This window comes from Acidovorax sp. 99, from assembly GCF_003096455.1.
GTDB classification, from domain to species: Bacteria; Pseudomonadota; Gammaproteobacteria; order Burkholderiales; family Burkholderiaceae_C; genus Acidovorax; species Acidovorax delafieldii.
The window spans coordinates 3,794,896-3,820,904 of sequence record NZ_QEKU01000001.1; the positions used below are offsets into that span (position 1 = coordinate 3,794,896).

The 26,009-nt window shown below is 66.0% G+C and carries 19 protein-coding genes; 11 read left to right on the forward strand and 8 right to left on the reverse strand.

Translation table 11 applies throughout. The annotated features are described in order from the left end of the window. The first annotated feature begins 102 nt into the window (after positions 1 to 102). Positions 103 to 1,032 carry a LysR family transcriptional regulator gene (locus tag C8C95_RS17605; RefSeq protein WP_116749423.1) on the forward strand — a complete coding sequence of 310 codons (930 nt, stop codon included), beginning with the start codon at positions 103 to 105 and terminating at the stop codon, positions 1,030 to 1,032. 184 nt (positions 1,033 to 1,216) lie between these two features. On the opposite strand, the gene C8C95_RS17610 is transcribed toward C8C95_RS17605, so the two are convergent. Beyond that, positions 1,217 to 2,038 (reverse strand): pyruvate, water dikinase regulatory protein, encoded by an 822-nt coding sequence (locus tag C8C95_RS17610; RefSeq protein WP_116749424.1) that lies wholly within the window; start codon positions 2,036 to 2,038, stop codon positions 1,217 to 1,219. A gap of 264 nt (positions 2,039 to 2,302) precedes the next feature. Here C8C95_RS17610 and ppsA point away from each other — a divergent pair, with 264 nt between their 5' ends. The 4 genes from ppsA (at position 2,303) to C8C95_RS17630 (ending at position 7,843) form a co-directional block, all read left to right on the forward strand. Beyond that, the gene (ppsA, locus tag C8C95_RS17615) at positions 2,303 to 4,693 is read left to right on the forward strand and encodes a phosphoenolpyruvate synthase (protein ID WP_116749425.1); all 2,391 of its coding nucleotides are present in this window, start codon (positions 2,303 to 2,305) and stop codon (positions 4,691 to 4,693) included. A 67-nt stretch (positions 4,694 to 4,760) separates the two neighbouring features. Then, positions 4,761 to 5,105, forward strand: a complete 345-nt coding sequence (locus C8C95_RS17620; protein ID WP_056061890.1) for a sodium/substrate symporter small subunit — start codon at positions 4,761 to 4,763, stop codon at positions 5,103 to 5,105. Then, on the forward strand, positions 5,098 to 7,194 hold the full coding sequence (locus tag C8C95_RS17625) for a VC_2705 family sodium/solute symporter (protein WP_116749426.1): 2,097 nt from the start codon (positions 5,098 to 5,100) through the stop codon (positions 7,192 to 7,194). Before C8C95_RS17620 ends, C8C95_RS17625 begins: the two co-directional genes overlap by 8 nt. A 124-nt stretch (positions 7,195 to 7,318) precedes the next feature. Next, the gene (locus C8C95_RS17630) at positions 7,319 to 7,843 is read left to right on the forward strand and encodes a hypothetical protein (protein WP_108499832.1); all 525 of its coding nucleotides are present in this window, start codon (positions 7,319 to 7,321) and stop codon (positions 7,841 to 7,843) included. Positions 7,844 to 7,986: 143 nt separating this feature from the next. On the opposite strand, the gene C8C95_RS17635 is transcribed toward C8C95_RS17630, so the two are convergent. The 3 genes from C8C95_RS17635 to C8C95_RS17645 all read right to left on the reverse strand — a co-directional run bounded on the left by C8C95_RS17635 (position 7,987) and on the right by C8C95_RS17645 (position 9,918). Further along, entirely contained in the window at positions 7,987 to 8,346 is a 360-nt protein-coding gene (locus C8C95_RS17635; protein ID WP_056061897.1) for an FKBP-type peptidyl-prolyl cis-trans isomerase, read from the reverse strand. Positions 8,347 to 8,501: 155 nt separating this feature from the next. After that, a complete protein-coding gene (locus C8C95_RS17640; protein WP_015013381.1) occupies positions 8,502 to 8,810 on the reverse strand; it encodes a winged helix-turn-helix transcriptional regulator in 309 nt (102 codons plus the stop codon). A 205-nt stretch (positions 8,811 to 9,015) separates the two neighbouring features. Continuing rightward, positions 9,016 to 9,918 (reverse strand): LysR family transcriptional regulator, encoded by a 903-nt coding sequence (locus tag C8C95_RS17645; protein ID WP_116749427.1) that lies wholly within the window; start codon positions 9,916 to 9,918, stop codon positions 9,016 to 9,018. Positions 9,919 to 10,036: 118 nt separating this feature from the next. On the opposite strand from C8C95_RS17645, the gene C8C95_RS17650 reads away from it, so the two are divergent. From C8C95_RS17650 to C8C95_RS17660, 3 genes are all read left to right on the forward strand, one after another. Then, entirely contained in the window at positions 10,037 to 11,014 is a 978-nt protein-coding gene (locus C8C95_RS17650; protein WP_243415716.1) for a hydroxymethylglutaryl-CoA lyase, read from the forward strand. Positions 11,015 to 11,037: 23 nt separating this feature from the next. Beyond that, on the forward strand, positions 11,038 to 12,252 hold the full coding sequence (locus tag C8C95_RS17655) for a CaiB/BaiF CoA-transferase family protein (protein ID WP_056743319.1): 1,215 nt from the start codon (positions 11,038 to 11,040) through the stop codon (positions 12,250 to 12,252). A gap of 105 nt (positions 12,253 to 12,357) precedes the next feature. Beyond that, positions 12,358 to 13,368, forward strand: coding sequence for a tripartite tricarboxylate transporter substrate binding protein (locus C8C95_RS17660; RefSeq protein WP_116749428.1), 1,011 nt, complete (start codon positions 12,358 to 12,360; stop codon positions 13,366 to 13,368). A 203-nt stretch (positions 13,369 to 13,571) separates the two neighbouring features. Here C8C95_RS17660 and C8C95_RS17665 read toward each other — a convergent pair whose 3' ends face one another. The 4 genes from C8C95_RS17665 to dnaG form a co-directional block, all read right to left on the reverse strand. Further along, positions 13,572 to 15,155: a methyl-accepting chemotaxis protein gene (locus tag C8C95_RS17665; protein WP_116749429.1), complete on the reverse strand. Its 1,584-nt coding sequence runs from the start codon at positions 15,153 to 15,155 to the stop codon at positions 13,572 to 13,574. Between the two features lie 77 nt (positions 15,156 to 15,232). Next, positions 15,233 to 16,261, reverse strand: coding sequence for a tripartite tricarboxylate transporter substrate binding protein (locus tag C8C95_RS17670; protein ID WP_116749430.1), 1,029 nt, complete (start codon positions 16,259 to 16,261; stop codon positions 15,233 to 15,235). Positions 16,262 to 16,596: 335 nt separating this feature from the next. Continuing rightward, positions 16,597 to 18,972 (reverse strand): RNA polymerase sigma factor RpoD, encoded by a 2,376-nt coding sequence (rpoD, locus tag C8C95_RS17675; RefSeq protein ID WP_116749431.1) that lies wholly within the window; start codon positions 18,970 to 18,972, stop codon positions 16,597 to 16,599. A gap of 267 nt (positions 18,973 to 19,239) precedes the next feature. Further along, positions 19,240 to 21,312, reverse strand: coding sequence for a DNA primase (gene dnaG / locus C8C95_RS17680; protein WP_116749432.1), 2,073 nt, complete (start codon positions 21,310 to 21,312; stop codon positions 19,240 to 19,242). Positions 21,313 to 21,370: 58 nt separating this feature from the next. On the opposite strand from dnaG, the gene C8C95_RS17685 reads away from it, so the two are divergent. The 3 genes from C8C95_RS17685 to C8C95_RS17695 all read left to right on the forward strand — a co-directional run bounded on the left by C8C95_RS17685 (position 21,371) and on the right by C8C95_RS17695 (position 25,893). Further along, positions 21,371 to 22,474 carry an extracellular solute-binding protein gene (locus tag C8C95_RS17685; RefSeq protein WP_347707487.1) on the forward strand — a complete coding sequence of 368 codons (1,104 nt, stop codon included), beginning with the start codon at positions 21,371 to 21,373 and terminating at the stop codon, positions 22,472 to 22,474. A gap of 3 nt (positions 22,475 to 22,477) precedes the next feature. Then, the gene (locus C8C95_RS17690; RefSeq protein WP_243415717.1) at positions 22,478 to 24,145 is read left to right on the forward strand and encodes a GGDEF domain-containing protein; all 1,668 of its coding nucleotides are present in this window, start codon (positions 22,478 to 22,480) and stop codon (positions 24,143 to 24,145) included. 101 nt (positions 24,146 to 24,246) lie between these two features. Continuing rightward, the gene (locus C8C95_RS17695; protein WP_116749433.1) at positions 24,247 to 25,893 is read left to right on the forward strand and encodes an acyl-CoA synthetase; all 1,647 of its coding nucleotides are present in this window, start codon (positions 24,247 to 24,249) and stop codon (positions 25,891 to 25,893) included. Positions 25,894 to 26,009 lie beyond the last annotated feature (116 nt).

Consider the following 26,009-nt stretch of genomic DNA (forward strand, 5'->3'; position numbering starts at 1 on the left):
TACGGTCGATTTCATCCAGCCCATTGTGCCCACGAAAGCGCCTGCGAATCACTGGCTGCAATACCATCGCCACTTCATATCACCCGAGCTGATGGAGTGGCGATGGAGCTATCGGATATCGACCTGAACCTGCTGGTGCTGTTTCAGCAACTCATGGTCGAGCGGCGCGTGTCGAAGGTGGCCGACAACCTGGGGTTGACGCAGCCTGCCGTCAGCAACGCGCTGGCCAAGCTGCGGCGCATTTTTGGCGACGAGTTGTTCTTGCGCACCTCGGGCGGAATGGTGCCCACGCCTTTTGCCGAGCAATTGGGCGAATCCGTGGGCTATGCGCTGGGCATGATCCACAGCGGCCTGAACCAGCGCACACAGTTCACGCCCGCAACGCTCAAGCGCACCATCACCATCGGCATGACAGACATTGGCGAGATCGTTTTCCTGCCCGCGCTGCTGGAGCGCCTGGGGCGGGAGGCGCCGGGCGTCACGCTGAACACCGTGCGCAACAACGCCGCCCATCTGCGCGAAGACATGGAGGCTGGCAAGGTGGACCTGGCCATCGGCCTGCTGCCGCAGCTGAAAGCTGGGTTTTTCCAGCGGCGGCTGTTCCGCCAGCGTTATGTGTGTCTGTTCCGCAAGGGCCATGCGCTGGACCGGCCCAGGCTGCTGCTGTCGGACTACAAAGCGGCTGAGCACCTGGTGATCGTGTCCGCAGGTACGGGGCACGGCAAGGTGGATGAATTGATCCAGAAGGCCGGCATCGACCGCCTGGTGCTGCTGAGCGTGCCGCACTTTGTGAGCGTGGGCCACATCCTCCAAAGCACGGCGCTGGTGGCGACGGTGCCCGAGCGGCTGGCGCTCAAGCTGGTCGAGCCCTTTGGCCTGGTGCTGCGCACGCACCCCGTCAAACTGCCTGACGCTCCCATCAGCGTGTTTTGGCACGCCAAGGTGCACCGCGAACCCGTCAATCAGTGGCTGCGCGGGATGGTGTTTGAGCTGTTTGGGGGCGACGGTACCGTTGGCGGTGGGTTACCGTGATCTGTGGGGCGAGCCAGCGGCGCACGCCAGGTTGCGCCGTTGGCTCTCTTAGAAATTGCTATGTTATCTGTAGCTTGCTTTTCTTGTAAGTAAAGCGGTAGGCCCGGTTTTTATTCAACATTCTGATCGCCCCTCCGAGGGTTGGTGGTTGTCGGTTGGTGGCAGCGTTGTCACCCTACGCTGTTCAATACACCAGCCGCTCCGGCCGCACCTCCTGCAGGATGGTCGTCGCAATCTCTTCAATCGATTTGGTAGTGGTGGACAGCCACCGGATGCCCGCGCGGCGCATCATGGCTTCGGCCTCGGCCACTTCGGCGCGGCAGTTTTCGATGCTGGCGTATTTGGAGTTGGGGCGACGCTCGGCGCGGATCTCGGCCAGGCGGTCGGGGCTGATGGTCAGGCCAAAGATCTTGCTGCGAAACGGCACCAGGGCCGGGGGCAGCTGGCGGCGCTCGAAATCCTCGGGGATCAGGGGGTAGTTGGCGGCTTTCAGGCCACATTGCATGGCCAAGTACAGGCTGGTGGGCGTTTTGCCGCTGCGGCTCACGCCCACCAGGATCACATCGGCCCCCGCCAGGTCGCGGTTGCTCTGGCCGTCGTCATGGGCCAGGCTGAAGTTGATGGCTTCAATGCGGTCCGTGTACTCCTTGCTGCGGCTCACGTCGCTGAAGCGCCCCACGCGGTGGTGCGACTTGATGCCCAGCTCTTCCTCCAGCGGGTGCACAAAGGTGCCGAACATGTCCAGCAGCATGCCCTTGCAGCCCTCCTGGATGACCTTGAGCACGTCCATGTTGACCAGCGTGGTGAAAACGATGGGCTTCTTGCCCTCGATCTCTGCGGTGTGGTTGATCTGCCGCACCGCCTGGTGCGCCTTGTCCACGGTGTCAATGAAGGGCAGGCGCACATGGCGCGGCTTCATCTCGAACTGGGCCAGGATGGCGTTGCCGAAGGTTTCGGCGGTGATGCCGGTGCCGTCAGAGACAAAAAATACGGTGCGCGAGTGCATGGAGCCCCTTTTTTTGGATGCGGCTTGCGCCAGCCGGGTGGACACCACAAAGAAGTGGCAATTCCCCGTTTTGCGTCAGTCGCGTGAAAGCGTCAGCCCGTTGCCAGATGCTCGGGCCTACAATTGTCACAATTATCCAATTCTCACCATGCACACCGTCGGCCTACAACCACAACGACAAAGCTGCAGCCTGTGCATGGCCGCTCGCCCATCGCTCTCAGGGGGCAGGCGCGCAGACCCGGTTTCAACTTCTGGAGCTTTCCCATGTCTGCACTTTTCAGCCCGACCGCCCTGGTCGTACCGTTTGAAAACCTGAGAATGACCGATGTCGAGGCAGTTGGCGGTAAAAACGCCAGCCTCGGCGAAATGATCTCCCAGCTGCCGCAGGGCGTGCGCGTGCCCACGGGCTTTGCCACCACCGCCCACGCGTTCCGCGAGTTCCTGGCCTACGACGGCCTGGCCGACCGCATCAGCGCCAAGCTCAAAAGCCTGGATACCGAGGACGTGCGCGCCCTCGCACAGGTCGGTGCCGAGATTCGCGCCATGGTTGAGGCCCAGCCCTTCCCAGCCGACCTGCAAAAGGCCATTGCCGACGAATTTGCCAAGCTGAGCGCTGGTAACCCCGCCGCCTCATTTGCCGTGCGCTCGTCCGCCACGGCCGAGGACTTGCCCGACGCATCGTTTGCCGGCCAGCAGGAAACATTCCTGAACGTGGTGGGCATCGACGAAGTCATGCACAAGATGAAGGAAGTGTTTGCGTCGCTGTACAACGACCGCGCCATTTCCTACCGTGTGCACAAGGGCTTCGAGCACGATGTGGTGGCCCTGTCGGCCGGTGTGCAGCGCATGGTGCGCTCCGACCTGGGCGCCGCCGGCGTGATGTTCACCATCGACACCGAATCCGGCTTTGAGGACGTTGTCTTCATCACCAGCAGCTACGGCCTGGGCGAGACGGTGGTGCAGGGCGCCGTGAACCCCGACGAGTTCTACGTGCACAAGCCCATGCTCCGGGCAGGCAAGAAGGCGCTGATCCGCCGCAACCTGGGTAGCAAGCTGATCCAGATGGTGTTCTCCACGCCTGAAGAAAAGGCAGCCAGCGGCAAGCTGGTCAAGACCATTGATGTGCCCACCGAGCAGCGCAACCGCTACTCGCTGACCGACGCCGATGTGGAGCAACTGGCCCGCTACGCGCTGGTGATCGAGCAGCACTACGGCCGCCCCATGGACATCGAGTGGGGCAAGGACGGCACCGACGGCCAGCTCTACATCCTGCAGGCACGGCCTGAAACCGTGAAGAGCCAGGCCAAGGGCCAGGCCGAGCTGCGCTACAAGCTTAAGGGCCAGGGCACCGTGCTGGCCGAGGGCCGCGCCATCGGCCAGAAGATTGGCACCGGCCCCGTGCGCCTGGTGCACAACATTTCCGAGATGGACAAGGTCCAGCCGGGCGATGTGCTGGTCACCGACATGACGGACCCCAACTGGGAGCCCGTGATGAAGCGCGCCAGCGCCATCGTCACCAACCGGGGTGGCCGCACGTGCCACGCCGCCATCATTGCGCGCGAGCTGGGCATTCCGGCCGTCGTGGGCTGTGGCGACGCGACCGAGCGTCTGAAGGATGGCACGCTGGTCACGGTGAGCTGCTCCGAGGGCGACACGGGCAAGATCTACGACGGCCTGCTCGAAACCGAAGTCACCGAAGTGCAGCGCGGCGCGATGCCCCCCATCAAGACCAAGATCATGATGAACGTGGGCAACCCCCAGCTGGCGTTTGATTTTGCCCAGCTGCCCAACGAAGGCGTTGGCCTGGCGCGGCTCGAGTTCATCATCAATAACAACATTGGTGTGCACCCCAAGGCGATCCTGGACTACCCCCAGATCGATGCCGACCTGAAGAAGGCCGTGGAATCCGTGGCCCGTGGCCATGCATCGCCCCGCGCGTTCTACGTGGACAAGGTCGCTGAAGGCGTGGCCACCATCGCTGCCGCCTTCTGGCCCAAGCCCGTCATCGTGCGCCTGTCTGACTTCAAGTCCAACGAGTACCGCAAGCTCATCGGCGGCAGCCGCTACGAGCCCGAGGAAGAAAACCCGATGCTCGGCTTCCGTGGCGCCGCCCGCTATATCAGCGAAGACTTCGGCGAAGCCTTTGCGATGGAATGTGAAGCCTTGAAGCGCGTGCGCAACGACATGGGCCTGACCAACGTGCAGGTGATGGTGCCCTTTGTGCGCACGCTGGGCCAGGCCGAGCGCGTGACCAAGCTGCTGGCCAGCCATGGCCTGCAGCGTGGCAAGGACGACCTCAAGGTCATCATGATGTGCGAGGTGCCCAGCAACGCCATCCTGGCCGAGCGTTTCCTGGAGTTCTTCGACGGCTTCTCCGTCGGCTCCAACGACCTGACCCAGCTCACCTTGGGCCTGGACCGCGACTCGGGCCTGGAGCTGCTGGCGCAGGACTTTGACGAACGCGACCCTGCTGTCGAGGCACTGATTCATCAGGCCATCAAGGCCTGCCTGGCCCAGGGCAAGTACATCGGCATCTGCGGTCAGGGCCCCAGCGACCACCCGGACTTTGCGCAGTGGCTGGCCAAGGAGGGCATCTCGTCGATTTCGCTCAACCCCGACAGCGTGATTGCTACCTGGCAGCAACTGGCAGGCTGACGCACCGACCGGGCTGCCATGTGCCAACTGCACCACCCGCCATCGTGTCCGTGATGCCGCGCCAGTGATGCCGTTGCAGCAGCCCGCTACCCGCCCCGCCGACGCCGAGATGGCGGGGCCGTTTCCCCCCGACTTGCACGACGTGCGCCACCTGTGGCTCAAAGCAGGTTTGCTCCTGCTATGGGCCCTGGTGTCTTTTGGGGCCACCTACTTCGCCCGCGACCTGCAGGTACTGGTGGTGGGGGGCTGGCCTCTGGGCTACTGGATTGCGGCGCAGGGCGCTGTGCTGGTGTTCATCGCCATCGTGGTCGCCTACGGCTGGGCCATGAACCACTTTGAGCGGCAGGACCAGCAGCAACGCGAGGCGTTGGAGCTTTCCGCCCCTCCCGCAGAAGACCGCGCCCATGGCTGAGCGCAAGCCAGGCAGCGCCGAGGCGGACCGCGCCTATTTGTGGCGGCTGCACCGCATCCTGGCGCTGTACGTGGCGGGGGTGCTGGGCTTTCTGGCACTGATGACCTGGGCTGAACACCAGGGGCTGTCGCGCCACTGGATCGGCCCGATTTTTCTGTTCCTCACCGTCATGGTGTATGCCGGCATCGGCGTGTACGGCCGCACCACAGACCCCGAGGACTACTACGTGGCGGGGCGGCGCATTCCGCCCATGTACAACGGCATGGCCACGGCGGCCGACTGGATGAGTGCGGCGTCCTTCATCAGCCTGTCGGGCGCGCTGTACCTGCAGGGTTTTTCGGGCACGCCCGGGCAGGCCGGTGGCCTGGCTTACCTGCTGGGGTGGACAGGTGGCTTCTGCCTAGTCGCTATGCTGATTGCGCCGCACCTGCGGGCCATGGGCCTGTACACCGTGCCCGATTTCTTCCACGTGCGTTTTGGTGGCCGCTGGCCGCGTGTGATTGCTGCGCTGGCGGCGGTGCTCTGCTCGTTCACCTATGTGGTGGCGCAGATCTACGGCGTAGGGCTGATCGCTTCGCGCCTCACCGGCGTGCAGTTCGAGATCGGCATCATGCTGGGCCTGGGCGGGGTGCTGTTGTGCTCGTTCCTGGGCGGCATGCGGGCCATCACCTGGACGCAGGTGGCGCAGTACGTCGTGCTGCTGCTGGCGTTCATGATCCCGGTGTCGTGGCTGGCATACAAGCAACTGGGCAACCCGCTGGCGCCGCTGGTGTATGGCGCGCAGATCAGCAAGATTGCCGACCTGGAGGCGCAGCTGCTCGACTCTCCGGCCGAGCACCAGGTGGTACAGGCCTACCTGCAGCGCGCCAAGGACTTCGAGGCACGCCTGCAGGATGTGGATGCGGCCCTGGAGCGCGAGCGCGAAAAGGGGCGTGAGCGCATCCGGGCGCTGCGTGCTCAGAACGCGGATGTGGGCCTGATCGTCTCCGCCAGCCGCGAGCTGGCCGCGCTGCCGCGCGATGCGGCTTCGGCCCGCGAGCGCTGGACCCGCGAAATGCGCGAGAACTACGAGCGCGCGCGTCCTTTGGGCGGGCTGCCGCCCCACAGCCAGGCCTATGCCGGCGACCCCCACGGCACCCCCGAGGAGCAACGCGACTACGAGCTCACGCGCCGTAATTTTCTGGCGCTGATGTTCTGCCTGATGGTGGGCACCGCCGGGCTGCCTCACCTGCTGACCCGCTACTACACATCGCCCACGGTATCTGCGGCCCGTGCGTCGGTGGGCTGGTCGCTGTTTTTCATTGCGCTGCTGTACCTCAGTGCGCCCGCGCTGGCGGTGCTGGTGAAGTTCGAGGTCATGCAGAACCTGGTGGGCAGCAGTTTTGAGGCCCTGCCCACCTGGATGGCGCAGTGGGCGCGGGTGGACAGCTCGCTGCTGTCGGTGGAAGACGTGAACGGCGATGGCCTGATCCAGTTTGGCGAGATCCGGCTGGGGGCTGACCTCATCATGCTGGCCACGCCCGAACTGGGTGGGCTGCCGTACGTGGTGTCGGGCCTGGTGGCGGCAGGGGGCCTGGCAGCGGCGCTGTCCACGGCCGACGGCTTGCTGCTCACCATCAGCAATGCGCTCGTGCGCGACCTGTATTTCCAGGACACTCGCCGCCAGGCGTCGCCCGAGCAGCGGGTGATCCTGACCAAGTTCACGCTGCTCGCCGTGGCCTTGTCGGCTGCGTTTGTGGCGGCGCTCAAGCCATCCGAAATCCTGCCCATGGTGTCGGCGTCCTTCTCGCTGGCGGCGTCGGCGTTTGTGCCGGTGATGGTGCTGGGCATCTTCTGGCGGGGCACCACGCGGCAAGGCGCGGTGGCCGGCATGTTGGGCGGGCTGGCCATCACGGTGTACTACATGCTGTCGCATGTGCCCGCCATGCAGGCGCTGCCGCGCTGGCTGCTGGCCGATGGGTTGTGGTTCGGCATCCAGCCCATTTCGGCCGGGGTGTTTGGTGTGCCTTGTGGCCTGCTTGTGACCTTGGTGGTCAGCTGGATCACCCGGCCTGCACCGCCGCTGCCGCGCATTCGCTCGGAGATGTGAGCGGTTGGCGCCGCGCGGGGATTATGTGTAAACCCCGATTTGCAGAGGTGCCAAAACATGGGATTCTGGTTCGCAGGTGATAGCCTTGCGGCGTCCCCCGCGACTGCTCACTAATAGGAGACTCATGGTTCTCGTCAAAACCCCTGCAGGCCAGGAAGCACTCAAGGACCGTCACGGCAGCTTGAGCTCGCGTCAGCGCTCGGCCTTCATTCTTTTTGACGGCAAGCGCACCACGGGGGAGATTTTGGCGGCCACGGCGGCCATGGGCATCACGCAGGACGATGTGCAGGCCATGATCGCCCAGGGGCTGTTGGCGCCGGTGGGGGGGCAGATGGCTGCCGCAGTCGTGGGCTCCGTTGCTGCCGGTGCACCCCTTGCCTCCGCCACGCTGGCAGAGGCTCCCGCCACCGATCTGGGCACGGTGGCGTCGCCCGTCGAAGGCTCGGGGCGTTCGCCCATGGAGCGCTACCAGGCGGCGTATCCCATCGCCACGGAGCTGACGGCGGCGCTGGGCTTGCGCGGGTTTCGCTTGAACCTCGCGGTGGAGGGCGCAGGCAGTTTTGAAGACCTGGCGGCACTGGCCCCCAAAATCCGGGAGGCGGTGGGTGATGCCAAGTTCGAGCGGCTGGACAAGGCGCTGTTTGATTGAGGCCCCGGGGTTCCGGACTGGTCTTGATGGATAGGAGTCTGAGGGCTCCCCAGCCAAAGCCCGTTTGCAAGATGCGCGGGCATGAAAAAAGCGGCCCGAGGGCCGCTTTTGTTTTGCCGATGTAGACCGGAAGGGGGCTGAGATCAGCGGCCCACCTTGAGCAGTTCCACGTCGAACTTGAGCGTGGCGTTCGGGGGGATCACGCCGCCCGCACCGCGTGCGCCATAGCCCAAGGCGGCGGGGATGATCAGCGTGCGCTGGCCGCCGATCTTCATGCCCTGTACGCCTTCGTCCCAGCCCTTGATGACCATGCCGGCGCCCAGTGCAAATTCAAAAGGGTCGTTGCGGTCGCGGCTGGAGTCGAACTTGGCACCTTGCTCACCGTTGTTGTACAGCCAGCCGGTGTAGTGCACCGACACGTTCTGGCCCTTGGTGGCTTCGGCGCCTTCGCCCACGGTGGTGTCTTCGTATTGCAGGCCGGATGCAGTGGTGGTCAGTGCCATGGGAGTTCCTTGTTTGCTATTAAAAATATAGCTTCAGGCGCATGTTTTGATTGCGCTTGAAGCTATTTTGACCCCTATTTTAACGAAAGCCCCGCGCGGAGGTCCGGCGGGGCTTTTCCCTGCGGGGCAGGGCGCGCAGGGGGAGGGAAGAGGGCTCAGGCCTTCTTGGCGCGGCCTGCGACCCAGCGTGTGGCAAAGGCCTGCACGTCCGACAGGCGCTTGAGCAGGTCAGCGCCCGAGGGGGTGACGGTGTAGCCGTCGCTGCCATGGTCCACAAAACCGGCTTCGCGCAGCTCTTTGATGCGGGTGTTGAGCGTGTTGGGGGTGATGCCACCCACGCTGTCCTGCAGCAGGCGGAACGTCTGGGGGTGGCCGTCCTTCAGGGCCCACAGCACGCGCAGCGCATAGCGGCATTCAAGTTTCTCGAAAAGCTGGTTGATGGAAGCATTTTCTTTGGAGCTCATGGACGCTTCTCCTCGCGCAAGTGTTGGATCTGGATTCAGTGCGGGTGGCCGTCAACCGGGCCCGCTGATGCGCTGAGACTATAGCGCGGAACCCATTTTGCTACAAGTTTAGTAGCTCAGAACGCACAGCACACATGCGCTAGTGGCGAAAAATACAATGTTGCGTATCAAACTGTTGCGACAGGGCCACGGTTTTCGGCCCCTGTCAGCTGCGCCCCAGCCCCGCCAGATGCGCGACCAGCAACTGGGCCGCAGGGGGCAGCCACTGGGCGCTGCGGTAGCAGATGGCAAAGCGCCGCTGGGCCCAGGGGTCGCTCAGCGGGACGACGCGCACCGGTGCCAACTGGGCAAACGGCTGGGCCACTTCGCGCGGCACCACGCTGATGGCCAGGTTGGCGCGCACCACCCGCAGCGCGGCGTCAAAGTTGGACACCAGCACGCGGTGGGCCAGCATTTTTCCCTCCACCGCAGCGGCACGCGCCAGCAGCACCTGCACTGCACTGAGCGCGGGCATGCTGACGAATTCGTGCTCCAGCACGTCGGCAAACCGCACGCTCTGCAGCTGGGCCACGGGGTGTGACTCGTGTGCCACCACAGCCAGGTGGTCGCTGCGGTAGGCGCTGGTTTCCAGGCCCGACAGGTCGGCTGCGTCCCAGCAGATGCCGATGGACGCGCTGCCGTCGCGCACGCCTTGCACCACGTCCGGGCTCACGCGTTCCTCCAGGCTGATCTGGATGTTGCGGTGTGCCGGGTCTTGCAGAAAGGCCGCCACATCGTCGGCCAGCGACTCGGCCATGACCGAGGCCGTGACCAGCATGCGCACATGGCCCCGGGTGCCGGTGGCGTAGGCCGCCATGTCGCGCTCGATCTGCCCTACGCTGGCCAGCATGGTGCGGGCATGCTCCAGCAGGGTCTCGCCGGCAGGCGTTGGCACCACGCCCCGGCGCTTGCGCAGCAGCAGCGGTGTGCCCACCGTGTCTTCCAGCTGCGCCAGCCGCTTGCTGATGGCCGAGCCCACGATGGACTCCTGCTCGGCCACACGCGCGATGCTGCGCTGCTCGCACACGGCGGCAAAGAGGCGCAGGGTCTGCAAGTCCAGGTCGCGCATGGCAAACCTCCAGGGTTGTGATGTTCCTTTTGGGAATGTTATGGCTTCCGAGATGTATTTTCTGATTCATTCGGGAATTTTTAGAATCTTGCCCAGACCCACCCGAAAGAGACATCCCGTGCACACCTCACCGATCCCATCCGACCTGCAGCCCCCGGTGGCCCGCGCCATCGTCCGCGAAGTCGGCCTGCGCGACGGCCTGCAAAGTATCGCCACGGTGGTGTCCACCGCGCACAAGATCGAATGGATCAACGCTGCCTACGCAGCCGGCCAGCGCGAGATCGAGGTGGGCTCCTTTGTGCCCGCCCGGCTGCTGCCCCAGCTGGCCGACACGGCCGAGGTCCTGGCCCACGCCAAAACGTTGCCCGGCCTGGTGGCCTCGGTGCTGGTGCCCAACATCAAAGGCGCCGAGCGCGCGCTGGAGCAGGGTGCCGACCTGATGATCGTGCCCCTGTCCGCCAGCCACGCCCACAGCCTGGCCAACTTGCGCAAGACCCCCGACGAGGTGGTGGCCGAGGTCGCGCGTATCCGATCACTGCGCGACGCGAGCGGCAGCCGCACCCTGATCGAGGGCGGCGTGGGCACGGCCTTTGGCTGCACCCTGCAGGGCGAGGTGGCTGAGAGGGAAGTGCTGCGCCTGATGCAGGCGCTGCTGGATGCTGGCGCCGACCGCGTGAGCCTGGCCGACACCGTGGGCTATGCCGACCCGGCTGCGGTCGCCCGCCTGTTTGGCAAAGCGCGGGCGCTGGTGGGCGACCGCCTGGCCTGCGCGCACTTCCACGACACGCGCGGCATGGGCCTGGCCAACGTCTATGCCGCCTGGCAGGCAGGCATCACGCGCTTTGATGCCTGCCTGGCGGGCATCGGCGGCTGCCCGCACGCGCCGGGCGCCAGCGGCAATGTCACCACCGAAGACCTCGTGTTCATGCTGGAGCGCATGGGCATCGCCACTGGCATCGATGTGACCGCGCTGCTCGCGCTGCGCCAGCGCGTGGCGGGCTGGCTGGCGGGCGAGACCCTGCATGGCACCCTCTGGCAGGCCGGGCTGCCGCAGAATGCCGCACCCGCCGTGCTGCGCGAAGCATCAACGGCCTGAACCCCTTTCTGAACGCTCTGAACATGCACGACACATCCGCCCCTCTCTCGTCCCCCCGCCTGCCGCTCGAAGGCCTGCGCGTGGTGGAGTTCACCCACATGGTCATGGGCCCCACCTGCGGCATGGTGCTGGCCGACCTGGGGGCCGAGGTCATCAAGGTCGAGCCCGTGGACGGCGACCGCACCCGCCACCTGCTGGGCGCGGGCGCGGGCTTCTTCCCCATGTTCAACCGCAACAAGAAGAGCATTGCGCTCGACCTGCGCAGCCCCGAGGGCCTGGCGGTGGCGCGCAAGCTGGCCGCATCGGCCGACGTGGTGGCGCAAAACTTCAAGCCCGGCGTGATGACCAAATACGGCCTGGACTATGCCGCGCTGAGCCAGGTCAACCCGCGCCTCATCTACGTCAACCACACCGGCTTTTTGCCCGGCCCGTACGAGCACCGCACGGCGCTGGACGAAGTGGTGCAGATGATGGGCGGACTGGCCTACATGACCGGACGCCCTGGCGACCCGCTGCGCGCGGGCAGCAGCGTGAACGACATCATGGGCGGCATGTTCGGTGCCATCGGTGCCATGGCGGCGCTGATGCAGCGCGGCATCACCGGGCGCGGGCAGGAGGTGGACTCGGCCCTGTTCGAGAACAACGTGTTCCTGGTCGGCCAGCACATGATGCAGTACGCCGTCACCGGAAAACCGGCGGCGCCCATGCCCGACCGCATCTCGTCCTGGGCCGTGTACGACGTGTTCAGCGTGAAGGACGGCGGGCAGATCTTTTTGGCCGCCGTGAGCGATGCGCAGTGGCAGACCTTCTGCGACGCCATGGGCTATGCCGACCTGAAGGCCGACACCGGCCTGGCCACCAACAACGACCGCGTGCGCGCCCGTCCCACGCTGATGCCGGTGCTGCGCGAGCGGCTGGCGCAGCACACGGCCGACGAACTGGCTGCGATCTTCGAGCGCCACGGCCTGCCGTTTGCCCCCATCCGCCGGCCCGAAGAACTGTTTGACGACCCGCACCTGCAAGCCACGGGGGGCCTCGCCGACATCACGCTGCCCGATGGCGAACGTGCCGGGCAGACCGCGCAGATCACGCTGATGCCGCTGCGCATGGACGGCCAGCGCCTGGATGTGCGCTGCGACCCGCCGCGCCTGGGCCAGCACACGGCCGAGCTGCTGCAGGGCCTGGGCTACACGGCCGATGAAGTGACCGCGCTGCAGGCCACCGGGGCCATTGCCTGATTTTTCCTTGACGACCGGGGCAGCCCACGCGGCGCAGACCGCAGGCCCTGGATTCCAACCCCACTACCGGAGACAACCGTGCCCCAGCCCACCCCTGCTTTTGACATGCACCGCATCGCGCCCGCCCGCCATGGCGTGCTCACGCGCCGCCAGGCGCTGGCCACCGGCGCGGCCGCGCTGGGCGCCGCCGCCTGGGGCCTGCCCCGCATGGCGCGTGCCCAGGGCGACGGCAAGCCGCTGCGCGTGATCCTGCCGCTGTCGGCCGGCTCAGGGGCAGACGGCGCCATCCGCGCCATCAGCACCAGCCTGGCCAAGGCGCTGGGCCAGCCCGTCGTCATCGAGAACCTGCCGGGCGCGGGCGGCATCACCGGCACCACGCAAATTGTGCGCGCACCCAAGGACGGCTCGGTGATCGGCGTGGTGTCCAACAACCACGTGGTCAACCCCAGCGTGTACAAGAACATTCCGTTCGACTCGCTGGCCGACATCACCCCCATCACCATCCTGGGTGCCACGCCGTTTGTGCTGGTCGCGCACCCTGCGGTGCCCGCCAAGACGGTGCAGGAGCTGATCGCGCTGGCCAAGTCCAAACCCGGCGTGCTCAACTATGGCTCGTCGGGCAACGGCACCATCCTGCACCTGGGTGCGGCCATGTTCGTGGACCAGGCCAAGATCGACATCAAGCACATCCCCTACCGGGGTATGGGCCCGCTGATGAACGACATCCTGGGCGGGCAGGTGCAGTTGGGGGTGGTGGCAGTGGCACCGGCGGCGGCGCACATCAAGGCAGGCGCCTTGCGGGCCCTGGGGGTGACCACGGCCACCCGCGTGGCTGCACTGCCGGGCGTGCCCACCGTGGCCGAACAAGGCCTGCCAGGCTACGAGCTGGACGGGTGGATCGCCCCCGTGGCGCCTGCGGGCCTGCCCAAGGCCGAGCTGGCGCGGCTGTACAACGGCTTCAAGGCCGCCATGGAGATGCCCGAGGCGCGTGACGCGCTGATTGCGCAGGGCTACGAGATCAAGCTCACGCCGCCCGAGCCGGCCGCCGCCTTCTTCCGCAGCGAAGCAGCGCGCATGGCGCAGGTGGTGAAGAACGCGAACGTGAAGATCGACTGACGCAGCGCAGGGGGCTGCCTGCAGCGTGTTTTTGCGCAGCAGCAGGCAGGTTTTGAGGGTTTTCGGGCGCTTGCGCTAGTGCAATATGCCTGAGTAGCTATTGTATTGATAGCATTTGCATGGCCGCCGTGGCCCTGCCCCCGCAGGGCTGTGGTGCCATCGCGGGCGCGGTGTGATGCGCAACTGCCTTGCGGCAACCCCCGTCAGGCGCGCGGCGCGGGGAGCGCGGGGTGGGCGGGATGGGCGTGGCGCAGGCGGAACACCTCCACGGCCTCCACCAGTTGCTGCGCTTGCCCGCTCAGGCTGCCTGCAGCAGCGGCGCTTTCTTCGACCAGGGCGGCGTTCTGCTGTGTCGCCTCGTCCATGCGCACGATGGCCTGCGTCACGCGCAGCATGTCGCTGGTCTGCGCGGCGCTGGCCTGGCTGATCTCTTCCATCAGCGCGCTCACACCCCGGATGGACGACACCACCTCGGCCATGGTGGTGCCTGCATTGCGCGCCAGGTCCGAGCCGGCCTGCACGCGCTCCACGCTGGTCTGGATGAGCTGCTTGATCTCGCGTGCGGCGCTGGCGCTGCGGGTGGCGAGGTTGCGCACCTCGCTGGCCACCACGGCAAAGCCCCGGCCCTGTTCCCCGGCGCGCGCGGCCTCGACGGCGGCATTGAGCGCGAGGATGTTGGTCTGGAATGCGATGCCGTCGATGACGCCAATGATGTCGGCAATGCGGCGCGAGCTGTCCTGGATGCCCTGCACCACCTCCACCATCTGCGTGACCACGTCACCCCCCCGCTGCGCCACAGTGGCGCCGTTGCGCGCCAGCTCGTTCGCGCGCTGGGCGTTGGAGGCGTTCTGCTGCACCGTGGATTGCAGCTGCTGCATCGACGAGGTGGTTTCGTCCAGCGACGATGCCTGCTCTTCGGTGCGCATGCTCAGGTCGGCATTGCCCTGCGCAATTTCGGCGCTGGCGCTGGCCACGCCCTCGGCATTGCTGCGCACGCCAGAGACCACGTTTTCCAGGTTGTCCTGCATGGCGCGCAACGCCTCCAGCAGGCGCGCGGGTTCATCCTTGCCCTCCACCTCGATGCGGGTGGTGAGATCGCCCGCCGCCACCTTGTGCGCCACCGACACCGCCACCCCCAGGGGGCGCACCACCGAGCGGGTGAGCAGCCAGCCCGCGCAGGCGCCCAGCGCCGTGACCAGTGCAAGGGCGACCAGGCTGCTGAACAGTGCGCGCCGGGCGTCCTGCGCGGCCTCCTGGGCAATGGCCGCGCTGCTGGCTGCCACCTGCTGGCTCAGCTCGGTGAGCAGCTTGGCCGGGCCCTGGTCGATGTCGGCCACGTCCGCATCACCCGCCGAGGGCACAAAGCCCAGCGACTGGAACACCTCAAAGCCCTTGCGGTAGCCCTGCGCCATCTGGGCATGGGCCTGGGTGAACTTTTGCAGCGCCGCCTTTTCCTGCGCGTCGGTCAGCTGGGGCTCCAGCGCCTTGGCCGCATCGGCCACCCGTTTTTCACTGGCCTGGAAGGCGTTCCAGTGCAGCTCGCGCTTGCGCGAGTCCTCGCCACGCAGCAGGGTGTTCTTCCACTCCAGCACCTGGGTCTTGAACTCGCTTTCCATGCGGCTCACGGCGCGCTCCTGCGCCACGCGCTGTTGCACCGTGGTGTCGTAGGTGCCCAGCGTTCGGTACAGGGCGGCAATGCCGAACAGCGCGGCCCCCAGCAACAGGGCCAGCACCAGGCCCAGGGCCGTGGCCATGCGTGCGCCGATGGAGTAGTTGGACATTTTCATCAGAGGCTCCAAAGGTTCTGCAGCAGGCCGGTCGGCTGGTGCTCAGAGGCGCTTGCGGCGGGGGTGTTCAGACCTTCTCAGGCCTTCAGCTTGAGCAGGTACACCATCACGCGGGCGGTCGTGAGGTCCAGTTCCATGAACTCTGCCAAATCCTTGCCGGTGAGCCAAGAGGGTTCCCACCGGTTCTGCTTGAGCGTGCGCAGCCAGGATTCGTGGCGGGTGGCGGCCTCGACGGCGGCCAGCATCTCCGCCGCGCGCGCGGTGGGCACGCCCTTGCCGGTGAACACACCGCGCCAGTTCGCCATCACGGCATCCAGCCCTTGTTCGCGGAACGACGGCAGGCCAAAGACGCTGCGGCGCGACGACACGCCCACGGCGCGCAGCTTGCCGCTGGCAATGGCATCGTTGAACTCGCTGTAGCCCGACAAACCCAGGGCTGCGTTGCCCGACAGCACGGCCTCGACCACCTCGGCACCGCCAGGGAAGGGCTTGTAGACCAGCCCCTCCGGGTTGGCCTTGGCGGCGCGGGCCAGCACGCCTGCGTAGATGTGGTCCACACCACCGGCCGAACCGCCGGCAATCGGCACGGCCTTGAGGTCGGCACGCAGCGCATCGGCGAGGTCCTTGGTGGTCTTGATGGGCGAGTTGGCCGCCACGGCCGCCACCAGATAGTCGCTGGTGAGCCGCGCCAGGGGCTGGATCTGTGTCATGTCCACTGCAGGCTTTTGCAGCGCAACTGCGCCCACCATCACCATGCCACCCATCAGCAGCGTGTTGGGGTCGTTGCTGTACTTTTCGGCGTATTTGGCCAGGCCGATGGTGCCGCCCTTGCCACCGATGTTTTCGTATTCCACCTGGTCCGCAGCGCCGGCTGCGACCATGGCTGCTCCGAGGGCTCGGCCTGTCTGGTCCCAGCCGCCACCGGCATTGGCAGGGATCACGATGCGCACGGTGCCCGCCAGCTTGGCAGGCTTGGCGGCTGCAGGGGCAGGACGGGCTGCTGTCGCAGCGCTCTGCGCCCAGGCGGAGCGGCCGAGCGCAGTCCAGGCCAGGGCGGTCACAACGGATTGGGCAAGGGCACGGCGGCGGTCGATGGCTGCAGACATGGAAAGTCCTTTGACAAGAGGTAAGGCAGGAAGGGCGTCGGGAACCAGATCTCAGGCCGCTGCGGGAGCGCCCTGACTGGGTTGCTTGCGCGTTGCCACGCCGAAGCAACGCAGTCAGCCTGTGGCGGCATGCACAGGGAAGGGACCTGCGCACCACCTGGGCTGCGCGCAATGGTCGCCAGCCAAGCTGTCAGTCTGCTGTCGCTGGCATCAGGGTAAACGCGGGGTTTATGGCTCCGTGCAGAGCGGTGCGCCTATCAGCGCACCATGAAAAACGCCCTGCGCCGCAGGTGCGGAGCAGGGCGTTGGAGCCAGTAAAGGCTAGGTCGCGAGGCTTACAGCGAGTCGATGAAGCTGCGCAGCTTGTCAGAGCGGCTGGGGTGCTTGAGCTTGCGCAGCGCCTTGGCTTCTATTTGGCGAATGCGCTCGCGGGTCACGTCGAACTGCTTGCCCACTTCTTCCAGCGTGTGGTCGCTGGTCATCTCGATGCCGAAGCGCATGCGCAGCACCTTGGCTTCGCGCGGCGTGAGGCCGTCCAGGATGTCCTTGACCACGTCGCGCAGGCCGGCCTGCATGGCGGCTTCGATAGGCGCGGTGTTGGCACCGTCCTCGATGAAATCGCCCAGGTGGCTGTCGTCGTCGTCGCCGATCGGCGTTTCCATGGAGATCGGCTCCTTGGCGATCTTCATGATCTTGCGAATCTTGTCCTCGGGGATCTCCATCTTGGCCGCCAGGATGGACGCATCGGGCTCAAAACCAAACTCTTGCAAGTGCTGGCGGCTGATGCGGTTCATCTTGTTGATCGTCTCGATCATGTGCACCGGGATGCGGATGGTGCGCGCCTGGTCGGCGATCGAGCGGGTGATGGCCTGGCGAATCCACCAGGTGGCATAGGTCGAGAACTTGTAGCCCCGGCGGTATTCGAACTTGTCCACCGCCTTCATCAGGCCGATGTTGCCTTCCTGGATCAAATCGAGGAATTGGAGGCCACGGTTGGTGTACTTCTTGGCGATCGAGATCACAAGGCGCAGGTTGGCCTCGATCATTTCCTTCTTGGCATCGCGCGAGGTGGCTTCACCTTCGTTCATGCGCTTGTTGATGCCTTTGAGCTCGGCCAACGGCACGACCACGCGCGACTGCAGGTCGATCAGCTTTTGCTGCAGGTCCTGGATGGGCGGGATGTTGCGCGCAATTACTGCCGACCAGGGCTTGCCGGCGGTGGCCTGCTTCTCGACCCACTGCAGGTTCAGCAGATTGGGCGGGAAGTCCTTGATGAAGGTCTCCTGGGGCATGCCGCACTTGTCCACGATGATGCGGCGCAGCTCGCGTTCCTTCTTGCGCACGTCGTCCACCTGGCCGCGCACCATGTCGCACAGCTTCTCGATGGTCTTGGCGGTGAAGCGGATGGTCATCAGCTCGGCCGACAAAGCGGCTTGTGCTTTGACATAAGCGGGCGTGCCGTAGCCTTCCTTGTCGTAGACCTTGTGCACTTTTTCGAACAGCTCGCGCAGCTTGTCGAAGCGCTCCAGCGCCTGCTTCTTGAGTTCTTCCAGCTTCTTGGTCAGCGCCTTGGAGCCGCCCTTGCCGTCGTCGTCATCGGCCTCGTCGAACTCGTCGAAGTCTTCTTCGGCCACATAGTCGTCGGCCTCGTTGGGGTTGGAGAAGCCGTCCACGATGGTCGAGATGACGACCTTGCCTTCGCGGATCTCCTCGCCCATGTTGAGGATCTCGGCGATGGTGGCGGGCGATGCGCTGATCGCCTCCATCATGGCCATCAGGCCGCCTTCGATGCGCTTGGCGATTTCGATTTCGCCTTCGCGGGTCAGCAGCTCCACGGTGCCCATTTCGCGCATGTACATGCGCACGGGGTCGGTGGTACGGCCGAATTCCGAGTCCACGGTGGACAGCGCGGCTTCGGCGGCTTCTTCGGCTTCTTCCTCGGTGGCGCCAGCGGGAGCGTTGTCCGTGATGATCAGCGCTTCGGCATCGGGCGTCTGCTCGTACACCGCCACGCCCAGGTCGTTCAGGGTGGTGATGACGGCTTCGAGGGTTTCGGCGTCGACCAGCTTGTCGGGCAAGTGGTCGTTGATTTCAACGTGCGTGAGGTAGCCGCGGGTCTTGCCCAGCTTGATCAGGGCCTTCAGGCGCTGGCGGCGCTTTTGCATGTCCTCTTCGGACAGGACGGTTTCGTCCAGGCCGAATTCCTTCATCAAGGCGCGTTCCTTGGCCTTGCTGATTTTCATGCGCAGGGGCTTGACCTTCTCGACCGTGGCGGCTGCCTCTGGGGTCTCTTCGATCTCGCCTTCGAGGTCGGCCTCGATGTCCGACAGGTCGGTATCGTCCACGCTCTCATCGCCGCCGGCGGCTGCCTTGGGCTTGCGGCCGCGCTTGGCGGGGGCTTTGGCTTCGGCGGCACCAGCAGCCTTGGCGGGGCGGCCAGGCTTTTTCTTGGGCGCTTCTTCGTCGTCGGCGGCGGCGACGGCCTTGGCGCGGGCAGGTTTCTTCTTCAGCAACTCATCGGCGGCTTTGATCAGCTCGGCGGTACTTTTCACGGGCACAGTTTTCACTTTCTTGGCGACCGGGGCGGGCGCGGCGGCAGCGGCCTTTTTGGGGGCCGCCTTGGCCGGCGCTTTGGCCGCGGTTTTGGAGACAGCCTTTGCGGCGGTGCCTGAGGCAGACTTGGGCGACTTCGCGGACTTTTGAGCGGGCATGGAGCAACCTCAGAATCAAAAACGGACACAAAGAAAACGCAAGCGCCTCAGATCCCGGCGCGGGTGGCAACGCAAAGCAACGAGGGCTTTGCGCCTGGAGGGGACACCCTCAGCGGCAAGATGTCTGGGCGATCATTTGGTGTGCAGTCCTTGCGATAAGTGGGCCCATCAGCGCATAGGTGCGCGTTTGTCACGGTGGCCCGGCTCGGAGGTGCTGCTGTCGCTCTTGCCAATAACTAACCTTATATTATACCGCCCAGACCCTATTCAAGTGGTTTTTGGCGCTATTTGCTCCAGTTCCTTGCGCTTTTCGGACAGCGCCCGGTAACGCTCCAGGGCCGAGGGGTCTTGTGCCACCTGCAGCACCAGCACTTTTTGCTGCTCCTTGATGTCTTCGATCTGCATGCGGGTGAGCAGGTCGCGCAGCTCCAGCCGCAATTCGTGCAGTTCGCCCTCGGTCTGCGCATGCGAGCCGGTCATCACCTTGACGGCCAGCTCTTCGCACTCGTGATCGCGCAGGCTTTCGCGCAGCACGGCCCAGGCCAGGGGGCCATGTTCGTGGAACTGCGCCTCCAGCCACGCAAACAGTGGCCCATGGGGCGCAGGCTGGGCCGCCAGTGTGGTGTGGTCGTCGTGCGTCAGCTCTTCCAGAAACGCCATGTGCGACAGCAGCAGCCGCGCGGCGTGGTCGGCGCGGCTCATGGCTGGCGTGCGGGGCAGGCGGGGCTGGGGCGCCCAGAGGGCGTCCTTGTCGCGCTTTTTCCAGCCTCCGCCGCTTTTCCAGTCGCCCCCTTTGCGAAATGGGGGCTTGCCGCCGCCATAGCCGCTTTGGCTACTGTGACCGTTTTGGCCCCCGTAACCGCCCAGGTTGCTGTAGCTGCCGTATCCGGGGTCATAGGCCTGGCCCGCCGATTCCGTGTGGGGCTGCCAGCCATCGGCGTCGGGCGGGGCGTCCCAGCTGGAGGCGTCATCGGCCGTGGGGCGGGGCTGTTGGCGCTGCGGGGGCGAGTGGTGCGCGGCGCGCACGCCGTCGCGGGAGGCGGCCTGGCCCCACAGGTCGGACAGGTCGCGGGCATTGAGCTGGGTCAGCTCGGCCAGCTCGCCCAGCAACTGGCGCTTGAGCACGCCGTCGGGCAGCGCCGTCCACAGCGGGCGTGCATTGCTGGCCATGTGGGCACGTCCTTCGGCGGTGGCCAGGTCGCAGCCCTCGCTGGCCGATTCGACCAGGAAGCGGCTCAGCGGCATGGCGTCGCTCACATGGCGCGCAAAGGCGTCGGTGCCATGGTCGCGGATGAAGCTGTCCGGGTCGTGCTCTACGGGCAGGAACAGAAACTTGATGCTGCGCGTGTCGGTAGCGTGGGGCAGGGCGCCATCCAGGGCCTTGCGCGCGGCGCGCCGCCCGGCGTTGTCGCCGTCAAAGCTGAACACCACCGCGTCGGTAAACCGCAGCAGCTTTTGCACATGCTCTGGCGTGCACGCCGTGCCCAGTGTGGCCACCGCGTTCGGAAAACCCAGCTGCGCCAGGGCCACCACGTCCATATAGCCCTCGGTGACCAGCGCGTAGCCCGCCTCCCGGATGGGCGTGCGGGCCTCGAACAGCCCGTACAGCTCGCGCCCCTTGTGAAATACCGGGGTTTCGGGGGAGTTGAGGTACTTGGGCTTGTCGTCCCCCAGCACCCGGCCACCAAAGCCGATGTACTCGCCCTTGACGTTGCGGATGGGAAACATCACCCGGTCGCGAAACCGGTCATAGCGCTTGCCGCCGTCTTCGTCGTTGACGATGACCAGGCCGCTTTCCTCCAGCAGCGGGTCGTCGTAGCTCGGGAACACGCTCGCCAGGCTGCGCCAGCCCTCGGGTGCGTAGCCCAGGCCATAGCGCTTGGCCACCGCGCCCGAGACGCCCCGGCCCTTGAAGTAGCCAATGGCACGCTGCGACTCGCGCAGGTGGCGGCGGTAGGCGTCGGCGGCTTTCTCCAGCACCTCGTTCAGCGTGGCCTGCTTCTGGCGCGCGGCGGCGGCACGTTCCTTTTCTTGCGGGGAGATGTCGTCGTCGGGTACCTGCAGGCCCACGCTCTGGGCCAAGTCCTGCACCGCCTCGACAAACCCCATGCCCGCGTGATCCATCAGAAAGCTGATGGCGTTGCCGTTTTTGCCGCAGCCAAAGCAGTGATAGAACTGCTTGGCGGGGCTGACGCTGAAAGACGGCGACTTTTCCCCGTGAAACGGGCACAGTCCCATGAAGTTGGCGCCGCCTTTTTTCAGCTGGACGTAGCGCCCCACGATGTCCACCACGTCCACACGGGTGAGCAGTTCCTGAATGAAAGACTGAGGGATCGTCACGCGCCCTATTGTCCGCGTAAACTCTTTGTAACCAGTTATTGCTGGAAAGGCTTTTGGCATGGGGTTCGCGGCACGGGGGCGGGCGTTGGCGGGTAGGGCGCTGCACGGGTGGCGCGCCAGCCTGCCCGTGCTGCTGTTCGCGCTGGCGGGGCTCACATGGCTGCCGGGGGCCTCGCAGGCCGCGACGGTCCTCAGGGTGCTGGCCTGGCCGGGTTATGCCGACCCGGACTTTGTCGCAGTGTTCGAGAAGCGCCATGGGGTCAAGGTGGAGATCACCATCGTGGCATCGGACGACGTCTTGCGCGCCAAGATGGACAGCACCGACGGGCCGGGGTTTGACCTCGTAGCCGCTAACACGGCCGAAATTGCGCGGCTGATCTTGCATGACAAGCTGGCACCGTTGCCGCTGGGCAACATCCGCAACACTGCGGGGCAGCTGCCCCGGTTTCGCCAGCTGCACACCATCTCGGGCATTGGCTGGCGGGGCGAGGTTTACGCCATGCCCTTCACCTACTCCGAGATGGGGCTGGTGTACGACCGCCAGCAGTTCAGCACGCCCCCGCAGTCGATCGCCGTGCTGTGGGACCCGCGCTGGCAGGGCAAGGTGCTGGCGTTTGACGGCAGCAGCCACGGTTTTTCGCTCGCGGCCATGCGCCGGGGCCTGCCGCCGTTTCGCATCGAGCCCGACCGCTTCAGCCCCCTGGCCAAGGACCTGGTCGCACTGCGGCGCAACGTGCGGTCGTTCTACAGCCTGCCGGAGGAGTCGGTGGAGCTGTTTCGCAAGCACAAGGTGGCGGTAATGCACGCCAACTACGGCCAGCAGCAGCTCAAGCAGCTGCGCGATGCGGGGCTGGATGTGGGCTACGTGGTGCCCAAGGAGGGCGCGCTCGCCTGGCTGGACTGCTGGGCCATCACCCGCCGCTCCACCCAGGTGGCGCTGGCTGCCGAGTGGATCAACTACATGCTCGACCCGGCCGTGAGCCGCGAGTTCACGCGGCGCCAGGGTTTGGCCAACACCCTGGACGAGCCACCAGCGCTGGCGGGCGATGTGCCCGGGGGGATCATGGGCCCCATTGTGTGGCTGGAGCCGGTGGAAGACGAAGCCCTGCGCGCACGCCTGTGGCAACGCATCGTGTCGGGCGACCGACCCAACCGGTTCTGACCGATGGCACGCGTGAAATGGAGCATCGCGCTGAGGCTGGGGGCCCTGCTGGCCTCGTTCAGCGTGTTCGCGGCCATTCTGGCGGGCTACTACACCTTTGACTCGAGCCGCGAACGCCTGCAGGGGCGGGCCGAGCGCTCGCTGCTGGCCACCACGCAGGTGCTGGCGCGCCACATGCAGGCGGGCTTTGGCACGGTGGCGCGCGACACGGCCTTTCTGGCCGACGCCGCTGCCGTCGAACAAGACCAGGGACGGCTGGCCGACCTGTTCAAGGCCAACCTGCAGGCCCATCCCGCCTATTTGCAGATCCGCTTCATCAGCGCCAGCGACTACGGGCTGGAGCTGGTGCGCATCGACCGCCAGGGCGACAAGCTGGTGCGCGTGCCCGATGACCAGCTTCAGGAGAAGTCGCACTTTCCGTTTGTGTTCGAGGCCCTCAGCCTGCCCGATGGGGGGGGGTATGTGTCCGAGTTCGGCATCAACCATGAAGACGCCGCGCAGGAGGCGGCCGTGCCCGTGTTCAACATGGCGTCGCCCGTGGTGCAGGGGGGGCAGCTGCGGGGCGTGGTGGTGGTGCGTGTGGCGGCCGCGCCGTTCCTGCACAACTTCAACGCAGCGCTGCCGACCCCTTACGGTTTTTATCTGAGCAACCGCTGGGGTGACTTTCTGGTGCACCCGGACGCCGCGCAGACCTTCGGCTTTGACCGGGGCCAGCGCATCCTGATCCAGGAGTCGTTCCCGCAGGTGGCCGCGCTGGTCGATGGCCGTGCCGAAGAGGCGGTACTCAGCCAGTCCGGCACCGACGACGAGGAGGCGCGTGTTTTTGCCTTTGTGCGCATGCCCTTTGGCAACGCGGACGAGGGGCGTTTCATGGTCGTGGGGCTCTCGCAGCCGCTGGCCGTGGTGCAGGGCGAGGTGCTGGACCTGGGGCGCAGCATCCTCAAGATCCTGCTGGTGCTCAGCGTGGTGGGTGTGGCCCTGGCGGCCGGGGTGTCGCGCCTGGTGACCCAGCCGCTGCAGGCCATGGTGAAGGCGGCGCAGGCGTTTTCGCGTGGGGAGGCCCACGGCGCGCTGCCGGTGCACCGGGGCGACGAGGTGGGCGAGCTGGCCCGCAGCTTCCAGGACATGGAGCAGCAGATCAGCCGCCAGCTGGCCGAGCTGAACCTGAGCCGTGACGCCATGGCCCACCTAGCGCACCACGACGCACTCACCGGCCTGCCCAACCGCCGCATGTTCGAGCAGCGCCTGGCCCAGGTGCTGGAGCTGTCGCGCCGCAGCGGCCGCAGCTGTGCCCTGTTGTTCGTGGACCTGGATGAGTTCAAAGCCATCAACGACACGCGCGGGCATGCTGTGGGCGACCTGGTGCTGCAGGCGGTGGCTCGCACCATCGTCGGCGCCGTGCGGCAGGTGGACACCGTGGCCCGGCTCGCCGGGGACGAGTTCACGGTGCTGTGCGAAAACGTGGATTCCGGAGAGGCCGCGCTGCAGATCGTGACCAAGCTGCAGCACGCGTTCGAGCCGCCGCTGGACATTGACGGCGAGCCGCTGGCCGTGCGCGCCAGCATCGGCCTGAGCCTGTTCCCCCGCGACGCGCAGGATGCGCGCACACTCATGGCCAGCGCCGACGCGGCCATGTACCGCATCAAGCAGAGCCACAAGCGAAGGTTGTGAGGCTGCGCACCGCAGTCCACCCGCGCTTGCGCCGGCCCGTGTTGCTTTCGTGTCAGCCTGCGGCGCTAGGCTGTATGTAGTTCACCTTCTTGCACTGACCCATGACCTCCATCTTTGACCAGCACCTGCCCCGCAACGAAGCCAACTTTGCCGCCCTGTCGCCCCTGACGTTCATCGAACGCACGGCCGAGGTCTACCCCGACCGCCTGGCCATCGTGCACGGCGAGCTGCGCCAGACCTGGGCCCAGACCTATGCGCGCTGCCGCCAGTTGGCCAGCGCACTGACCCAGGCGGGCATCGGCAAGAACGACACCGTGGCGGTGATGCTGCCCAACACGCCCCCGATGGTGGAGGCGCACTTTGGCGTGCCCATGGCGGGCGCCGTGCTCAACACCCTCAACACCCGGCTGGACCCGGAGGCCATCGCCTTCATGCTCGATCACGGCGAGGCCAAGGCCGTGATCGTGGACCCGGAATTCACTGGCACCATGGCCAAGGCGCTGGCCCTGCGCACGGGCACCACGCCCATCCGCGTGATCGAGGTGCAGGACGCGCTCTACGGCCCCGCCGTGCAAGGCCTGGGTGGCACCGAGTACGAGGCCTTTGTGGCCAGTGGCGACGCCACCTTTGCCTGGAGCCTGCCTGCCGACGAGTGGGATGCGATTGCGCTCAACTACACCAGTGGCACCACCGGCAACCCCAAGGGCGTGGTCTACCACCACCGGGGCGCCGCCACCAACGCCATCAGCAACGTGCTGGAGTGGGACATGCCCAAACACGCGGTGTACCTGTGGACGCTGCCCATGTTCCACTGCAACGGCTGGTGCTTTCCCTGGACCGTTGCGGCGCGTGCGGGTGTCAACGTGTGCCTGCGCCGGGTGGACGCGCAGGCCATCTTCGACGCCATTCGCACGCACGGCGTCACGCACTACTGCGGCGCACCCATCGTGCACGGGCTGCTGGTCAACGCGCCCGAGGCGATGAAGGCGGGTGTGCCATCCGGCGTCAAGGCCATGGTGGCGGGCGCAGCGCCACCAGCGTCGATGATCGAAGGCATGGAAAAAATGGGATTTGATCTGACCCATGTGTACGGCCTGACCGAGGTGTACGGCCCGGCCACCGTGTGCGCCAAACACGAGGCCTGGGATGCCCTGGACATTGGCGAGCGCGCCCGCCTCAACGCCCGCCAGGGCGTGCGCTACCACCTGGAGCGCGACGTGCGCGTGCTCGACCCGGAGACCATGTTGCCCGTGCCGCAGGACGGCGAAACCATGGGCGAGATCATGTTCAAGGGCAACATCGCCATGAAGGGCTACCTCAAGAACCCCAAGGCCACCGACGAAGCCTTTGCGGGCGGCTGGTTCCACAGCGGCGACCTGGCCGTGCAGTACCCCGACGGCTACATCAAGATCAAGGACCGCAGCAAGGACATCATCATCTCGGGCGGCGAAAACATCTCGTCCATCGAGGTGGAAGACGTGCTCTACCGCCACCCCGATGTGCTGGCCGCCGCCGTGGTGGCCAAGCCCGACCCCAAGTGGGGCGAGACGCCTTGCGCCTTTGTCGAACTGAAGGCCGGTGCGCAGACCACGCCCGAAGACATCGTGGCGCACTGCAAGAAGCACTTGGCGGGCTTCAAGGTGCCGCGCGCCGTGGTGTTTGGCGAGCTGCCCAAGACCAGCACCGGCAAGATCCAGAAGTTCGAGCTGCGCAAGCAGGCCGGGTCGGCAGCGGCCATCAACGTCTGAGAAGGCGTGACCCGCCTCGTGGAGGGGGCGCGCGCGGTGGGTGGCTATTTGCTATGTAATTAATAGCTGCTTGCGCATATTCCACTAGCGCATCCGCCGCTTTTGGCTTGAAAACC

What these genes read in the sequence shown, in the direction of transcription:
- C8C95_RS17605 (WP_116749423.1), top strand. Translation starts at nt 103, where the DNA reads ATGGAGCTATCGGATATCGACCTGAACCTGCTGGTGCTGTTTCAGCAA.
- C8C95_RS17610 (WP_116749424.1), bottom strand. Translation starts at nt 2,038, where the DNA reads ATGCACTCGCGCACCGTATTTTTTGTCTCTGACGGCACCGGCATCACC.
- ppsA (WP_116749425.1), top strand. Translation starts at nt 2,303, where the DNA reads ATGTCTGCACTTTTCAGCCCGACCGCCCTGGTCGTACCGTTTGAAAAC.
- C8C95_RS17620 (WP_056061890.1), top strand. Translation starts at nt 4,761, where the DNA reads ATGCCGTTGCAGCAGCCCGCTACCCGCCCCGCCGACGCCGAGATGGCG.
- C8C95_RS17625 (WP_116749426.1), top strand. Translation starts at nt 5,098, where the DNA reads ATGGCTGAGCGCAAGCCAGGCAGCGCCGAGGCGGACCGCGCCTATTTG.
- C8C95_RS17630 (WP_108499832.1), top strand. Translation starts at nt 7,319, where the DNA reads ATGGTTCTCGTCAAAACCCCTGCAGGCCAGGAAGCACTCAAGGACCGT.
- C8C95_RS17635 (WP_056061897.1), bottom strand. Translation starts at nt 8,346, where the DNA reads ATGGCACTGACCACCACTGCATCCGGCCTGCAATACGAAGACACCACC.
- C8C95_RS17640 (WP_015013381.1), bottom strand. Translation starts at nt 8,810, where the DNA reads ATGAGCTCCAAAGAAAATGCTTCCATCAACCAGCTTTTCGAGAAACTT.
- C8C95_RS17645 (WP_116749427.1), bottom strand. Translation starts at nt 9,918, where the DNA reads ATGCGCGACCTGGACTTGCAGACCCTGCGCCTCTTTGCCGCCGTGTGC.
- C8C95_RS17655 (WP_056743319.1), top strand. Translation starts at nt 11,038, where the DNA reads ATGCACGACACATCCGCCCCTCTCTCGTCCCCCCGCCTGCCGCTCGAA.
- C8C95_RS17660 (WP_116749428.1), top strand. Translation starts at nt 12,358, where the DNA reads ATGCACCGCATCGCGCCCGCCCGCCATGGCGTGCTCACGCGCCGCCAG.
- C8C95_RS17665 (WP_116749429.1), bottom strand. Translation starts at nt 15,155, where the DNA reads ATGAAAATGTCCAACTACTCCATCGGCGCACGCATGGCCACGGCCCTG.
- C8C95_RS17670 (WP_116749430.1), bottom strand. Translation starts at nt 16,261, where the DNA reads ATGTCTGCAGCCATCGACCGCCGCCGTGCCCTTGCCCAATCCGTTGTG.
- rpoD (WP_116749431.1), bottom strand. Translation starts at nt 18,972, where the DNA reads ATGCCCGCTCAAAAGTCCGCGAAGTCGCCCAAGTCTGCCTCAGGCACC.
- C8C95_RS17685 (WP_347707487.1), top strand. Translation starts at nt 21,371, where the DNA reads ATGGGGTTCGCGGCACGGGGGCGGGCGTTGGCGGGTAGGGCGCTGCAC.
- C8C95_RS17690 (WP_243415717.1), top strand. Translation starts at nt 22,478, where the DNA reads ATGGCACGCGTGAAATGGAGCATCGCGCTGAGGCTGGGGGCCCTGCTG.
- C8C95_RS17695 (WP_116749433.1), top strand. Translation starts at nt 24,247, where the DNA reads ATGACCTCCATCTTTGACCAGCACCTGCCCCGCAACGAAGCCAACTTT.